Here is a 13998-nt window from a genome sequence, read left to right as displayed (position 1 = left end):
CAAGAATGTTCTTAGTTATTATAGAGAGAGTTAAAAAGGAGTGAGGGCATGTATCGTTATGTCAGTTCACCGCAAGCGTCGAAGTACATAGTGCCACCACCTCAACATCGTGAGTTGTCGAGTGTGGATGTGCCTGAGTCCGAATTGGAGATGCGAGAAATATTGAATAATTGGTTTGCTGATGGTTTAGCACCCATTATTGAAAGTGAAGATGACTACATCTCTGCGAGCGATCACGTTCGATTTGAAAAGCTTAGCCGCACCGTTGGGATGTTGTTGAGAAACAAAGATTATTATTTTGCGGCCAAACGGATTTTATCAGTGTGGGAACAAGATTGTCTTGAAACCACTTATATCAATTATCTCATTTTGCGCAGTGAGCGAGTCACTTCTCTAAGGTAAGTTAATGCTGTGGCAATTTTCCTTCGCCATTCGCCATTAGCGACTTTGGGTTTGTGTGCTTAAGATCTTTTTGTTTTTCTGGCGAATCAGGCAAACAAAAAGGGCAAGCTTGGAGGCTCACCCTTAAGGTTCTTTGTTTTACTTCCGTTGTTTTTTTAATTACGCTGCTGTTTGGCTTAACGCTATTTTCAACTGGGTTACGACTTACACCCAACCATCAAATTTGAGTCGTTTTTGAATTCTCTCGACTGCTTCTTTCTGCATTTGTCTAACACGCTCGTTAGAAACGTTTACATCCAACATTTGTCCAACCTCAGACAGCGTTTTCACGTTGTTATCAAAGAAACCAAAACGGTGGATTAACACCTTTTGTAATTTTGGAGGAAGTGTATGGATGATTTGTTCTAGAGCTTGGGTAAAGGATTGATCTTCACAATCTTGTTGAGGGTCGGGGATATATTCACTTTCGCATTGATCAAGCACCATAGGCGCATGCCTAGTTCCAACCGTTGTCGTCACGTCAATAAACCCACTTAACGCCACCAGTTGATCGACGCGTTCGGCCTTAACACCTGAACTGTCTGATAACTCAGAAATTGAAACCTCTTTACTCATTTTTTTGCTTACATCGAGCTTTTTTGAGGCGAGGCTGTTTATTTCTTTGCACACGTGGGCTGGCAATCGAACGGTTCGACCCGTGTTCATGAGTGCGGCTTCAATGTTTTCACGGATCCACCACACAGCATAGGTTGAAAAACGATAACCTGGTTCTGGATCGTATTTGTCGATGGCCTTAATCAAGCCAATGTTGCCTTCCTCGATCAGGTCGAGCAGGGTGAAATTATTGCCTTTACGTTTTAGGTAACTCTTTGCGATTTTCACAACAAGGCGCAGGTTTGATTCGATCATAACATCACGCGCTTTTTTATCACCCGCGCGATTCAATTTTGCGTAATACACTTCATCTTCACGCGACAGCAGATCAATGCCAACAATATCTTTCAGATAATGAGCATAAGGGTCTGCACTGGTAGAAAATGATTCGGTAATGGGTGTTTCATCCGTGAGCCCCTGAAACGCAGCAAAACTATCGTTGTTCATTTCCTTGTCCTTATCTAGCCGACTGAACGTTTTATTTTATTATTATGCCACCAAGTGATTAACGCTTGGTTTCATTAGAGTGTAGATAACAGTTTCTTCTTTACCAATAAATAAAATGCAATTTCGTATGTTTATGTCACAAAAAGATCTACAAATATTTAACTATTTTGCATCTCATCCAGTGTGTTGGTTTTTCATTTAAAACATCAAGATGGCTGGTTTATAAAGCATGTGTTATGCATTGCTTTGCCTAGATAAATGCCGTGAATTTATAGGTGTGGGTTAGATCTATAATTGAGAGGGGATATGATGAAAAAATGGTAAGAGTTGAGGTTCAATGTTTCCAAGTACCTCAACTCTTTTAGCTGTATCGGCTATTAAGTATCGCCACGCACGTCTTAATTCTATCGACTAATAAGTGCTAAGAACCTCATCAATTTGTTGATTAATGATCTTCATTTCGCTGTAGATAACGGAAAGATCATCAGCTTGCGGCGCAAGCTTATTGAGTGTGTTTTGTTCAACTCTTTCTAATGCAACAGTCGCCGTTTCTTCCCCAAAACTGGCTAAGATGCCTTTTAAGGTGTGCACGGTAAAATGAAGCTTGCCCCAATCTTTTTGTTGAACCAACTCTTCGATCTCTTGTAGCGAATTGCCATGGTCTTCTTGATATGTAGACAAAACGGCGTAAATGACTTCTCTGTCGTTGTCTAAATAGGCGTTTAAAGCATCAAAGTCTAGCATGTGGACTCCTGTCGGCTGCATGTTGAAAATGGGCTAGGCGGCTTAGTGGAAAAACCATACCGTGATGAATCACTAATCCATTGGTTCCATTTTGGAGGAAGTTCTAATTGTAAGATTTCTTCTAAATAGTCGTCGCTAAGTTTCTCATCTATATGAGCTTTATGGACGGCATATATATAGTCAAGTTTGGCGGCAACTGAATATGGGTAACTGTGAATGTAGTCCTTTAATTCCTGGATCGACCCAAAGTTTTCAATGTTTATACACGTTGAAGGGTCGACATTCTTGGACTCAAGTTTGTGGCTTACTGCTTCTCCCCGAGATTTTAGACATTCCACTGCTAAGTGATAAAGAGAGTACTCACCAAAGTGGACGAGCAGTGGTAATAGTTGAGCGAGCAAGTAAGTCGGTTGGCTGTGGAAATTATTCGCTAACAGCGTCGAAGCTCTAATCACTTTTTTGTGGGCAACCTGAGGGCTATTTTCGATGAGCAATATGCTGCTCTGAAATAGGGCAAGGCTGGCTAAAACTTGCTGCTGTTGTTTTACCGGAAGTTTCAGGTTTACCAACTCGGTGAATTGGTTGGCGTGCTCAAGCAAAATACGTTTGTACTTTAGTTGTGTCTCGCGCTGATATGTTGCTTTTAACGAATTAAAGTGCGCACCAATGGAATGGATGACATCAATGTCAGCAGCTGAAATGTGGGTAGCATACATTTCACCTAACTTTATGATCATATGTGTGTTATCTGCGTTCTCAGCTAAGTCGATGGCCCTGATTGCACGATGGCTGATACTCGGTGTCATCTCAAATGCACGAATCGCCAATTTAAGAGCAGGCAGCAGCATTTTGTGTTTTTCATAGATACAGCTTAAGCAGTCAATCACGCTTAATGAGAGTGGCTGCGCTATCAGAAAATTGTGGAGCTTATCTATGGCTAAATTGGGCTTGCCTAAGCTGTCGAGAATGAGCGCCTCAGCCACCAATTTGGTTGGGTGCATGTTGGTTTTCGAGTTGTTAATGACGCTAGTGAGTAACTGCCATTTCTTACCTGCAATTAAATGTTCAATCAATGTCGCTTCGAACTGGACGCTAGTACCATTAGGGGAGATCGCCAAAGCTTGAGCTAATCTCTCTTGACTGGCAATTGGATATAAATCATTCAGTTGGGTGAGCTTCTTCGAAACGGACACGGCACTTTGGATCTTTTTACCCAACGTTTGAGTATTAATCGGTTTAGAAACGAAGTGGTGTGCTTCACCTGAAAGGGCGGTTAATACTGTTTCCTGACGCATATCCCCAGAGAGCAAGATTGTTGCCACAGTATGGTCTATCAGGCGATTTCGATACAGAATACCCAACAGCTCAAAGCCAGTAAAAGACTGTTCTAAGTGGTAGTCAATGAGGAGTACATGAAAAGAGTGCGTCTCGACCGCTTTAATGGCTTGTCGATAGTCGGTCGCAATAAAGATGCAATCATGTGAAATGCCCAAGCTCGAGAGTTGCTGCTTTATAAGAATAGTTGCACTCTTGGAGTCGTCGACAATTAAAACTCGTAGGTCAGGTGGTAAGGTCAAATCCATTTTCCTCAATACCAAATGTTATTTTTAATCTAGGTGTCAAGTTGCACATTGTCAAGGTGCCTATATCACATACAAACACTCAATAAACTATTGGTAATTAAAACATTTATGAAATCCTTCAAACGCAGGTTACTTTTACCTGATTTTTGTAGGGTTATACGTGTTTTAGAAATAAAAAAGAGGCAAACCGATAAGCTCACCTCTCTGTTTTATTATTCGAGTTTTTATTCGAAATGTTGTTCTTTGCTTGAAGCTTTATTTACCGAAACTCCAGCGCTAATCACGCATGTTTAGAATCAACACCGCGGCTAGGGCCAAGAACGCCGTCATCATTAAGAACACATCGTTGTAAGCCATGATGGCAGCGTCACGTTGCATTGTGCCGAGCAAGCTTGCTTGCGCTTGTTGCATTGCAGTTGCCGCATCACTTCCTGACTGAATGAAAAACGCTTGTTGTTGCTGAAGCGTCTGCCAACCAAGTTGACTCACGGAAGGTAACGATTCCTTGATGTGTGCCAAGTGCTCACGGGTTTTGTTATCCAATAGCGTAGCGATAATCGCGATGCTGAAAGCACCACCTAAGTTTCGCATCACGTTGGTTAACGTTGATGCATCTGGTGTATCCATTTTACTGATGTTTTTCATGGCAACCAAAGACAGCGGAACCATGATAAACGGACTACCAATAGCACGCAGAACCATGGATAAAATCAGTTGTTGCCCGCCAAAGTCGATTGTCATGTGTGTATTTACGTAACAACTTAATCCGAACATCGCGAAGCCAAAGGTAACCAAGTACTTAGGCTTAATGATCTGTGTTAGCTTAGGCACAATTGGGAATATCAGAAGCTGTGGGAAACCCATCCACATTAACACTTCACCAATTTCCATCGCATTATATTGCTGAATTTGAGTGAGATACATCGGCAGAACATAGATAGAACCAAGCAATGCCATCCCTAGAATCAAATAGGCGATACAGGACATCGCAAACTGCCCATCCCGCAATAGCCGCAGGTTAACCAATGGCTTCTTGTGTTGAAGTTCGTTTATCACGAAGTAAACCAAACTCACAGCAGAGACGATACTCAAGCCAACAATAAAGCTCGAACTGAACCACTCTTCACGGTTACCTTCTTCTAGTACCACTTCCAAACAACCTAGCCCTAATGCCATGGTGGCGATACCAAACCAGTCTGCTTTTTTAAGCGTGCCAAGGTCGAGCTTTTCATCGTCCAAGCCATATCTGATCATGGTGATCACAAGCAAAGCAGGCGGAATATTGATGTAGAAAATATAGTGCCACGAGAAATTCTCCGTCAGCCAGCCACCAAAGGTAGGGCCGATCGATGGAGCAAAGGTCGCGGTTACACCAAACAGTGCCATACCCACAGCGCGCTTGTTGACCGGCAATAACTGAATCACTAGCGAGAAAGCAAGCGGGATCAAAGCACCACCACTGAAGCCTTGCATCGCGCGGAATACAATCATCGAGGTCATGTTCCAAGAGAACGAACACAACAAAGATGAAATGGTGAAAATGGCCGTCGTCCACGTGATATAACGGCGTTTACCGAGCGCTTTAGAAAGCCAACCACTGAGTGGGATAGCGATCATCTCTGCGACTAGGTAAGACGTAGAAATCCACGAGCTTTCATCCAAGGTGGCTGATAGCGCACCTTGAATATCTTTGAGAGACGAGTTGGTGATCTGAATATCCAAGATCGCCATAAACGCGCCGATTAAGCCGCCAAATAGGGCGATCCAATGGCGTCTCGAAACCTCGTCACCATCATTAGTTTGGGTGACAACACCAGCGTTACTCATGGTCTAGCCTCGTTTATCGATGGTCGCTACCACAGACAAACCAGGAAGCAGTCGACCTTTCAACTCTTGCTGATCTGGAATCGTAATTTTCACCGGTACACGTTGAACGATTTTAGTGAAGTTTCCGGTCGCGTTTTCTGGTGGTAAGAGCGCAAACTTAGCGCCAGTCGCAGGGGAGAAGCTGTCTACCACACCTTCAAGCGGCTGCCCCGGGAACGCATCCAGCTCTACCTCAACCGTCTGACCTTTGTGAATACCACTTAGCTGTGTCTCTTTGAAGTTGGCTTCAATCCACACTTGGTTGTTTGGTACCAAGCTCATAAGTGGTGCACCTGCTTGAATCAACAAGCCTTCACGTACGCTGCGTTTACCAATCACGCCATCTGCTGGCGCGTAAACTTGGGTGTAATCCAGGTTAAGTTGTGCTTGATCTCTTTGGGCTTGAGCTTCGGTCACGGATGCATTTGCTTGCTCAATCTCGCTAGCGATAACGGTTAGTTGGTCATTGGTTGCAACGAGGTTTGCTTTTGCTTCTTCTAAATCTGCCTGAGTCACTTTTTGTTGTGCAACCATGCTGTCGACTTCATCTTGAGACGCGTAGTTACGTTTTAGTAAGCTACGAGAACGTACCACTTGTTGAATCGCGCGTTCGTATTCAGCTTGTGCAGAATCAACGCGGCTCTCTGCTTGATTAATTTTGCTACGTTGTAACGTTTGTTGTGCCACTAGATTTTTGACGTCTGATTGCACAACGCTTAAATGGGCGTTTGCTTGAGCAAGTGCTGACTGGTAATCACGGTCATCGATTTGAACCAGCAAATCACCTTCTTTAACCGATTGGTTATCACTCACGTAAGACTTAACAATATAGCCAGACACCTTAGGGCTAATATTCGTGATATCGCCTTGTAGGTAGGCATTGTCGGTAGATTCAAAGTACTGGCCATAGCCGTACCAGTATCCAGCGCCGGCTAAACCCAATGACAGCATGATCGCAGTAGCAATAAGCGGAGCTTTTTTACGTTTTTTTGTGCTTACTGTTTGCGAAGCGTTGTTGTTCTCTGTCATTTTTTATTTCTCATTTTGTTTTTATTTAGATGTAACGAATTGTAAATGAATTCGATTGATTGATAAGATAGGAAAAAAGGGAAACACTGTTGCAAAAATCTAACTAATGGCGCTTTGGGAGAAGTACGATGGACTTAAATGCTGTGACTGTTTTTACACAAGTTGTTGATTGTGGGAGTTTCACGCACGCAGCTGAAGCATTGAACATGACCAAGTCGACCGTCAGCCGAAAGCTAGACGAGCTGGAACAGCATCTTGGTGTGAGGTTGATCACTCGTTCGACACGAAGTTTAGTTTTAACGCCAGAGGGTGAGCGCTTTTATCACTCGAGCATGCAGATGCAAGAGATCATGAACCAAGCTGAGTTAGAGGTTTCTGCCAATCAGGATTTGATCCGAGGGCAGTTGAATGTTGTGTTGCCTGTCGAATTGGGGCATCAAGTATTAGCGAAATACATCCACAGCTTCCTAAAAGAGCACCCAAACGTGACTTTGAACTTAGAACTGTCGAATCGAGAAGTCGACATCATTGGGGAGGGGATCGATCTTTACGCACAAATTGGTGAGCTAGTGGACTCGAGCTTGGTTTCTCGCTACCTGACAACATCAAAGCGTGTATTGGCAGCCAGCCCTGAGTATTTAGAACAGTTCGATGAAATCTCTTCGCCCAATGATCTTAAACCGCCATTCAGAATGATTGAGGTCGTGAACAAGGCGGCGCGTTTACCCAAGTGGCATTTACAATTAGAAGGCGGAGAGTCGATTTTGATCGATCTGCCGTGTCAGTTGCGGGTGAATACCATCACGGCATGCCTAACAGCGTGTGTAGATGGGCTCGGCTTGGCGGTGCTTCCTGAATTCATTTGTCGGGAACACTTCAAGACAGGCAAGTTGATTCGTTTGTTACCTGAATATGAGATGCCGGAAGTTTCAGTAAGCCTAGTGTATGCAGACAGGCAGTTGATGCCGAAACGTAAAAAGGTCTTTATCGACTATCTACTGACTGCTTTTCAAAATAGGAAGCACAAGTAACGGGGTAAACCTTAGCGGTTAAGTGCTTAGGCTTCCTATTATTCGTTATTGTCTAAACCGTATCGAAGCTAACTATGATTGGGCAGCCAGTCGATAACTTGTCCACTCGCTAATATAGCTTTGACCGATAGGGCAGCAATATCGATACCGTTGTGGCGAAATGCCTTGTTAGAGAAGTTGGCAATGATCTTACTCCCGTCACTGAACTCAGTTTGTTGAACATCGCCGTTTTTATCTAACCATTCGAAATCGACTAACTGTTTATCCCATAACTGTTCGTGCATCGGTTCAAAGCCGTCTTGATAGTGTTTGAGTGCTTTGATTCTCGGGCTTGAACCTGATAAAGCTTCATCTCTGGTCAAGTGAACCATCGGGGGTGTGTTGTACAGCATGGCGGTTAAGTCTCGATTTGCTCGTACATTAGTGAACTTGAGGCTGTCTGAATGCCAATGGTGTGTATTGATTACTTCATCATGGAAAACGGCTTGGTAAAGTGGCATTCGATATTGAGGCGAAAACAGTAGCGACTTATAGGGTTCTTTAACCTCGGCCGGCTTAAAGAAGAAGTCGGGCTTGTGGTCTGGGTACCAACGACCTAAGTAATAGGGAGACTGGTGGTTCTCTTTCATGTCTTTATCTGTCCAACCAAAACCAACCGTTTCTAAGCCGTGTGCAAACGCGATGCCTTTTGTTGTTAGGCTATTGCCGTCTTCGGAGCCTAATACTAACGATGGTTGCTCGCTTAACCACTGCATTCGATTGTTGAAGGCAGAAAGCATGTCCGACTCGTTTGTATTGCCATTTCCATTGCTGTAGCTATGACTCTTGATATGATTGTCTATAGAGCCGCTGTAATCTTCACGTGCCATGGCGGTTGCATCAACATCTAAGAACAAGCTGTTGAAGTTGCCGAATCTCATAATGTCTTGAGCACGCTGTTTTACGTATTCTAAATGGCAGTTCGGATTTAGATAGAATCCGTTACCTCGAAACCCTTTTTTTAGGCTGCCATCTGCCATTTCAATGGCACAACTCTGACGCATCGACTCTGGTAATTGAGCGGTTAGCCAGTTGTCATTGAGCTTCGCAGGAATGGCTGTGTTGTAGGAATCGTAAGTACCGACTAGATATCCGGACTGTTTTGCCATAGCCACGGCGTTAGGTTGATAGAATGCTGGCATCCAATTATCGAATCCGAGCCACAGTTTGTTTAAGCCTGCCTTATTTAGGTTGGTGAGCATGTCTGAAGACAACGCTTGTCCCCAAGTGTCTGACGAGTTTAGGTACGGGGAAGCGTGCTTTAGCAACCAGTTCTTCTTATCCTGTGCTGCTTTGTATTGCGCTTTAATCGTGTTGTCTTCGAGTGTCGGATTACCAACAGGATATAACACCAGCAACGACTGGCTAATAGAGTCCAATAATAGTTGTTTGTGGTACTGACTGAACCAATCTTTTCCCTTGGATAGTGACGACAGCTCTCTTTTCGCTTCCGCAGAAATGCTGAGTTTAGACCTCTCTAGATACCATGTTTTCAATCCCCACCAGTTGCTTACGTCTTGGATGCTCAATGGGTCTTTGCCAAATAGGTAAATGTGGCTTGCGCCGATTAGCTTACTCACATCCGGATTACGCTTTTGTTTAGCAACCAGTGTTTCAGAAAGGCCGTTTTCGATGCGCCAATCGCGATAGTGTTTCGCTCCATCTAACCACGAGTCTCCAAGGGTGATACGAACAATAAAAGGCTGTGATTGATTGAGCATCGTAAATTGGTGTGATGCCTTCATATCAATTTTGGTCTTTGAATTAGAGGAAGTATCAGAGGATGCATCTGAAAAGAGCAGTTGATTGTTGGTTGCATTAACCATCTGATAGCTAATGAAATGATTGTTTTGCTGCACTGTCCAAAAAGGCATCTTTAAGTCTTGAGTAGTGTTGCTTCCAGAATGGTTGCCGACGAGATAACTTGCCCAAAGCTTGTTGTCAGTAGGCACGCGCATGCCTTCACTAAAAGGAAGAAATAGTGTCTGAGTTTGTTGTTCGGCAAGATCAAACCACGCCAATTCAATGGGTTCATTTCGTTTCACCTGTATATTCGAAGGCAAGCTGAACTGAAAAGTGAGCTGGGCTTGATTTAGTTCTGCCTCAACGTTTATCCCACTGGGTATTAAGGTCCAAGTTGCGATTTTTGCTGAGTCAGCTTTATCGGAAAAGCCAATAACCAGATTGGTCGCTTTCTGTGGTTGGCTATCAACGGTGAGAGCAGCGGTGTTAACGCTTAAGCCGTTCCAATCTATCTCTAGAGTATTCGATGATATAGAGACGGTATTGCTGCTAGTGGCGTTAGAGTTGTCGCGAATACTGCTGCCGCTAACGCTGCTATTACTGGTGAGCGTTATTTGACTCGTTTGTGCGTTGGATGAAAACAGACAAGCTGTTGTTAGAGCCACAATGGCACAAGTAGAAAGATTGAGTGGGTGACGTACGCTGAGCATATTTAGATTCCGTAAAGGGTAAGTACGGTTATTACACCTAAGTAGCGCTAGTGCTTTGTCACCTATATGTCTCTATTTTCTGTTTAGCTTTAGCTGTATTCCGTTAGAAAGGCATGGCGACGCGTTGCACATATTGGACTTCAATAGCGCCTTGGTATTCAAACATTTCAACCGAGGCACTTAAGTGCTTGGCTTTGGTTCCAAGTGGACTTTCTGTGGGTACGGGTGCTTGCGCTGTTTTGATTGGCACTTTGTAACCCAGCAGGTTGTAGTTTTCATCAAACCATTGCCAACTCACATTAGCGTCAGGGCAGTTGTCGATCACTTTTGGAGGCGATAGCACGATATGTGGTTCGCTGAGTTTACTTTCGAGCGTCAGCCATCGATTACTGTCATTTAAAGCGACAATAATAGGGTAGTGGTTTGAACCTATCTTTAGTTGATAAACACCTGATTCGGGTTTGATGAACATTTCATTGGTTTCAATCTCTTGATACTCATTGTTGAAAGTGAGTTGCCCATCGAGAAGGACTTTACCTTTAGGCGATACCAATGAAAGAGTTTGGGTTTGTAAGCCTTTGTTGAGCTGTTCGGCAGAGACTTTGATTTGATAACCTTGCGACGACAGGCCATAGCGTCGAATGAAGCTGACTTGAATGTGGTGTTTCGGCTCAGCACTTTGTTTTAGTGAGGTTCCACATTGAGTCTGGCTTAATATCTCTTGTTTGACTGGCAGCCAAAGCTCACTATCGAGTGTTTGTTGATCGAGTGCGATTTGCAGCTCTTGCCACGCAACTTGAGGCTGCTCATCAAGCAGTGATTGATAGGTGTGCTGCAATGGCGTGTCAGTAAACCATGCCGCATGACTTGCGAACGGCAAGGTGCAGAGCAGTGCGGCTAACGAAGTAACTTTCATTATGATTCCCCGGCCAAGCGGTAACCAACGCCGCGATGTGTTTCTATATTCAATGTGGGCAGCTTCTGGCGTAAGCGCAGTATGTGATTATCAATAGTTCGGGTACTAGGAAAGGCCTGATACCCCCAAATTTTGTTGAGTAACTCATCTCGGTGAAACACACGACTTTGGTTCTGAACAAACAGTACCAATAGCTGAAACTCTTTAGGCTTTAGTGTTACTGGGCTTTCATCCAGGTAAGCGATCCGTTCCGACAAGTTGATCTGGATATTTGCATAATTTAAGAGGCTCACACCTAACGGACGAAGCTGGGTAATGACTCGAGCAAGTAATTCGTCGTTAGAAAATGGCTTAGTCACGTAATCTTTGGCACCCGCCATTAAACCTTCAACACGTTGTTGTACTTCTACTTTAGCGGTTAACACAATCACCGGTAGTGCTTTGAGGAGCAACCAGTTTGGAAGGTGTTGCAAGCTATCACCATCTTCAAGCTGTCGATCCAGTATCACAAGATCGGCTCGAAACCATTGCTTACTGGCACTCTCTGAATCCTTCGCCCAAAGGCATTGGTAACCATTGGATTCAAAGAAGCTGACGAGGCCTTGTCCAAGCAGTTGGTCGTCTTCAATCAGCAGTAGGGTGTTCATAAGCAATTTCCAAAATACATCGGGTTGGGTTACGAAGAATAATGAGGCGGCCATTCGCTTGCTTCATCAAGTGCTCGACAATAGTCAAGCCAATGCCCATGTTATCCAGTTTGCGCGTTTCACTTGGCGTGACACGAGACATGAGTCGTTGTATCGGCGAAGGGAAGTGCCCCTCGTCTTGTACCTCAATCGTCAGCTTGTCTCCGAGTTCGACCTTTACCAACACCTTACCTTTACCGTGTTGTTTGGCATTCTTGATTAGATTATCCAAGCAGATGGTTAGCCAGTAATAGGGAAGGTTCAGTTCAACTTCACGCGCTTCACATTGATAAGAAATATTGTGCTTTTCACATACATGATCAAGCCACTCTTCTAATGATGCGTTTTGCTTTAACAAAGGCTCTGACTGATCCGAACTTAGGTACACTTTGCTGTTTTCGGTGAGTTGAGAGAGCCTTTGATAGTCAGAGATTAAACGCCAAACCGCACTTTGAGTTTCATCAGAAAAGTCATCGTAGCGATTTCTGAACATCTCGACGGTTAGACCTAGGCTAGTAATGGGCGTGCGCAGTTCATGAGTAAGAAGCTGTAAAACGAACTGCCTCTCTTTTCGTTGTTTTGTTCTTAGGTATAAGACTCTAGCGAGGCCGGAAAGCAACGTTAACAGCAATGAAAATATCAAGGTTTTCATGATCAGGTTGTCATTGCTAGGCTCGCTTAAGCACACGTTGCTGTAACGAAAAGTACAGGTTTCAGCTGCCAAAGATACCTCTTGTTGCTCTGCGATAGGTTGCCAAACATCTAAGGGAATGGCTTTCCAGCCTTGTTCGCCACTTAACCAAAGCACATCATCTTGTTGCCAAGCGCGGTATCCATTGAGCAGCGCTTCTCTGCCTTGAGCGTTTAGCGTTTCTAGCTTGGTATATAAAGGGTGCTGTGGGGTGGTAATGCTCAAAAACGGGCGTATTTGCTCGCTTACGTCTGGGTAAGCTGCTAAATAACGATCAGCAAAGCTACCACCGGCAGGGTGTCTTTTGGAGTGTGCTGCAAACCAAATAGAATCCAATGCTTGTTGCTGACACAGAGCGAGCTCGAACTCGATGGCGTCATGTAATGAAGGGTTATTGCTTTCAATCGCTTGGCAGTGATCTTGTATTGACGCTAACGCTACGATGTCGTCCCAACTGAATTGGTTGAAATTAGGATAGCGGCTACGTTCATGGAGCAGAACTTTCGGATATTGAGCCAACTCTTGTTGAGATACTAAGATTGGAGATGATTGCCAGCTCAGTTGATACAGGGTTTGCCACTTATCTTGCAAACTTTGGGCATTGGCTAGAGTTGGGAGCCAAAAGATCAAGCAAAGAGCCAATGTAAACCTGCGCATCCAATCATTCTCGTTAAAAGTCGTGGGGCGAGTCTAAAGAGTTTTGGGCGCGATTTGTAACCTGAATGTCAACAAGTGTTCTTTTAACAACAAATTGTCGTGTGGGTCATGCTTTTAAATAATAAAGTACAAATACAGTAAGTATCATTTGTTTGAAATAAACTAGATAATTGTGTACTTACTGTCATTATTGGGCGGATTGAGGGGACTATACTGGGCTCATACCTAATAAGAGGAACCATTATGAAACTCATCATCAAATCAGTATTGGCAATCAGTATTTTGGCTGCAGGCTCTGCTCAGGCGTTCGAATTAACCAGCAACGATATTCAAGAAGGTCACCCAATGGCGAAGACTTTTGAATACTCAAGTTGGGGTTGTGACGGCGATAACCTATCACCACAATTAATGTGGAAAGATGCACCAGCAGGCACCAAAAGTTTTGCTATCACAGCTTATGATCCAGATGCACCGACTGAAAGTGGCTTCTGGCATTGGGTTGCGTTTGATATCCCTGCAACTGTGAACGAGCTACCTCGCGGTGTCGACATCTCTAAAGTCGGTGGCAAAGAAGGTCGCATTGATTACGGTACAGTTGGCTACGGTGGTGTTTGTCCTCCAGAAAAAGATGGCATGCACCGTTACCAGTTCACGGTTTGGGCATTACCAACGGACAAACTTAACCTCGACGAAAATACGCCATCAGCAGTGGTTGGGTTCACGTTGAACAGTATGGCTTTAGACAAAGCGAAACTGACCGCAACTTATACACGTTAATAGCTTGTGTACGTTAAAAGCTT

At 44.1% G+C, this 13998-nt stretch carries 12 protein-coding genes; 3 read left to right on the top strand and 9 right to left on the bottom strand.

Going from position 1 to position 13998, the window contains the following annotated elements; genetic code table 11:
- Nucleotides 1-48: 48 nt before the first annotated feature.
- Complete coding sequence (locus AB4484_RS16220; RefSeq protein ID WP_017072193.1) at nucleotides 49-402, top strand: hypothetical protein; 354 nt, start codon at nucleotides 49-51, stop codon at nucleotides 400-402.
- A gap of 204 nt (nucleotides 403-606) precedes the next feature.
- Here AB4484_RS16220 and AB4484_RS16215 read toward each other — a convergent pair whose 3' ends face one another.
- From AB4484_RS16215 to AB4484_RS16195, 5 genes are all read right to left on the bottom strand, one after another.
- Entirely contained in the window at nucleotides 607-1503 is an 897-nt protein-coding gene (locus tag AB4484_RS16215; RefSeq protein ID WP_048608498.1) for an RNA polymerase sigma factor RpoD/SigA, read from the bottom strand.
- A gap of 411 nt (nucleotides 1504-1914) precedes the next feature.
- Nucleotides 1915-2247 carry an Hpt domain-containing protein gene (locus AB4484_RS16210; RefSeq protein WP_048608496.1) on the bottom strand — a complete coding sequence of 111 codons (333 nt, stop codon included), beginning with the start codon at nucleotides 2245-2247 and terminating at the stop codon, nucleotides 1915-1917.
- Complete coding sequence (locus AB4484_RS16205) at nucleotides 2241-3830, bottom strand: response regulator (RefSeq protein ID WP_372079231.1); 1590 nt, start codon at nucleotides 3828-3830, stop codon at nucleotides 2241-2243. The genes AB4484_RS16210 and AB4484_RS16205 overlap by 7 nt, the downstream gene beginning before the upstream one ends.
- Before the next feature lie 276 nt (nucleotides 3831-4106).
- Complete coding sequence (locus tag AB4484_RS16200; protein ID WP_048615305.1) at nucleotides 4107-5657, bottom strand: DHA2 family efflux MFS transporter permease subunit; 1551 nt, start codon at nucleotides 5655-5657, stop codon at nucleotides 4107-4109.
- Between the two features lie 3 nt (nucleotides 5658-5660).
- A complete protein-coding gene (locus tag AB4484_RS16195) occupies nucleotides 5661-6725 on the bottom strand; it encodes an HlyD family secretion protein (protein WP_050052859.1) in 1065 nt (354 codons plus the stop codon).
- A 128-nt stretch (nucleotides 6726-6853) separates the two neighbouring features.
- Here AB4484_RS16195 and AB4484_RS16190 point away from each other — a divergent pair, with 128 nt between their 5' ends.
- Complete coding sequence (locus AB4484_RS16190; protein WP_372079229.1) at nucleotides 6854-7756, top strand: LysR family transcriptional regulator; 903 nt, start codon at nucleotides 6854-6856, stop codon at nucleotides 7754-7756.
- A gap of 68 nt (nucleotides 7757-7824) precedes the next feature.
- Here the strand turns inward: AB4484_RS16190 and AB4484_RS16185 are convergent, their stop codons facing one another.
- From AB4484_RS16185 to AB4484_RS16170, 4 genes are all read right to left on the bottom strand, one after another.
- On the bottom strand, nucleotides 7825-10248 hold the full coding sequence (locus AB4484_RS16185; RefSeq protein WP_372079227.1) for a glycoside hydrolase: 2424 nt from the start codon (nucleotides 10246-10248) through the stop codon (nucleotides 7825-7827).
- Between the two features lie 103 nt (nucleotides 10249-10351).
- Complete coding sequence (locus AB4484_RS16180) at nucleotides 10352-11164, bottom strand: DUF2861 family protein (protein ID WP_372079225.1); 813 nt, start codon at nucleotides 11162-11164, stop codon at nucleotides 10352-10354.
- Nucleotides 11164-11811, bottom strand: a complete 648-nt coding sequence (locus AB4484_RS16175; RefSeq protein WP_261839932.1) for a response regulator transcription factor — start codon at nucleotides 11809-11811, stop codon at nucleotides 11164-11166. Before AB4484_RS16175 ends, AB4484_RS16180 begins: the two co-directional genes overlap by 1 nt.
- Nucleotides 11789-13198 carry a DUF3404 domain-containing protein gene (locus AB4484_RS16170; protein ID WP_372079223.1) on the bottom strand — a complete coding sequence of 470 codons (1410 nt, stop codon included), beginning with the start codon at nucleotides 13196-13198 and terminating at the stop codon, nucleotides 11789-11791. Before AB4484_RS16170 ends, AB4484_RS16175 begins: the two co-directional genes overlap by 23 nt.
- A 243-nt stretch (nucleotides 13199-13441) precedes the next feature.
- On the opposite strand from AB4484_RS16170, the gene AB4484_RS16165 reads away from it, so the two are divergent.
- Nucleotides 13442-13975 carry a YbhB/YbcL family Raf kinase inhibitor-like protein gene (locus AB4484_RS16165; protein ID WP_050648620.1) on the top strand — a complete coding sequence of 178 codons (534 nt, stop codon included), beginning with the start codon at nucleotides 13442-13444 and terminating at the stop codon, nucleotides 13973-13975.
- Nucleotides 13976-13998: the final 23 nt, after the last annotated feature.

It is taken from the genome of Vibrio sp. 10N.261.46.A3, assembly GCF_041472995.1.
In the GTDB taxonomy this organism is placed as follows: domain Bacteria; phylum Pseudomonadota; class Gammaproteobacteria; order Enterobacterales; family Vibrionaceae; genus Vibrio; species Vibrio coralliirubri.
This window is presented reverse-complemented; position numbering and strand designations above follow the sequence as displayed.

Excerpts from the sequence above, each read along its gene's own strand:
- AB4484_RS16220 (WP_017072193.1), top strand. The coding sequence starts at position 49 with ATGTATCGTTATGTCAGTTCACCGCAAGCGTCGAAGTACATAGTGCCA.
- AB4484_RS16215 (WP_048608498.1), bottom strand. The coding sequence starts at position 1,503 with ATGAACAACGATAGTTTTGCTGCGTTTCAGGGGCTCACGGATGAAACA.
- AB4484_RS16210 (WP_048608496.1), bottom strand. The coding sequence starts at position 2,247 with ATGCTAGACTTTGATGCTTTAAACGCCTATTTAGACAACGACAGAGAA.
- AB4484_RS16205 (WP_372079231.1), bottom strand. The coding sequence starts at position 3,830 with ATGGATTTGACCTTACCACCTGACCTACGAGTTTTAATTGTCGACGAC.
- AB4484_RS16200 (WP_048615305.1), bottom strand. The coding sequence starts at position 5,657 with ATGAGTAACGCTGGTGTTGTCACCCAAACTAATGATGGTGACGAGGTT.
- AB4484_RS16195 (WP_050052859.1), bottom strand. The coding sequence starts at position 6,725 with ATGACAGAGAACAACAACGCTTCGCAAACAGTAAGCACAAAAAAACGT.
- AB4484_RS16190 (WP_372079229.1), top strand. The coding sequence starts at position 6,854 with ATGGACTTAAATGCTGTGACTGTTTTTACACAAGTTGTTGATTGTGGG.
- AB4484_RS16185 (WP_372079227.1), bottom strand. The coding sequence starts at position 10,248 with ATGCTCAGCGTACGTCACCCACTCAATCTTTCTACTTGTGCCATTGTG.
- AB4484_RS16180 (WP_372079225.1), bottom strand. The coding sequence starts at position 11,164 with ATGAAAGTTACTTCGTTAGCCGCACTGCTCTGCACCTTGCCGTTCGCA.
- AB4484_RS16175 (WP_261839932.1), bottom strand. The coding sequence starts at position 11,811 with ATGAACACCCTACTGCTGATTGAAGACGACCAACTGCTTGGACAAGGC.
- AB4484_RS16170 (WP_372079223.1), bottom strand. The coding sequence starts at position 13,198 with ATGCGCAGGTTTACATTGGCTCTTTGCTTGATCTTTTGGCTCCCAACT.
- AB4484_RS16165 (WP_050648620.1), top strand. The coding sequence starts at position 13,442 with ATGAAACTCATCATCAAATCAGTATTGGCAATCAGTATTTTGGCTGCA.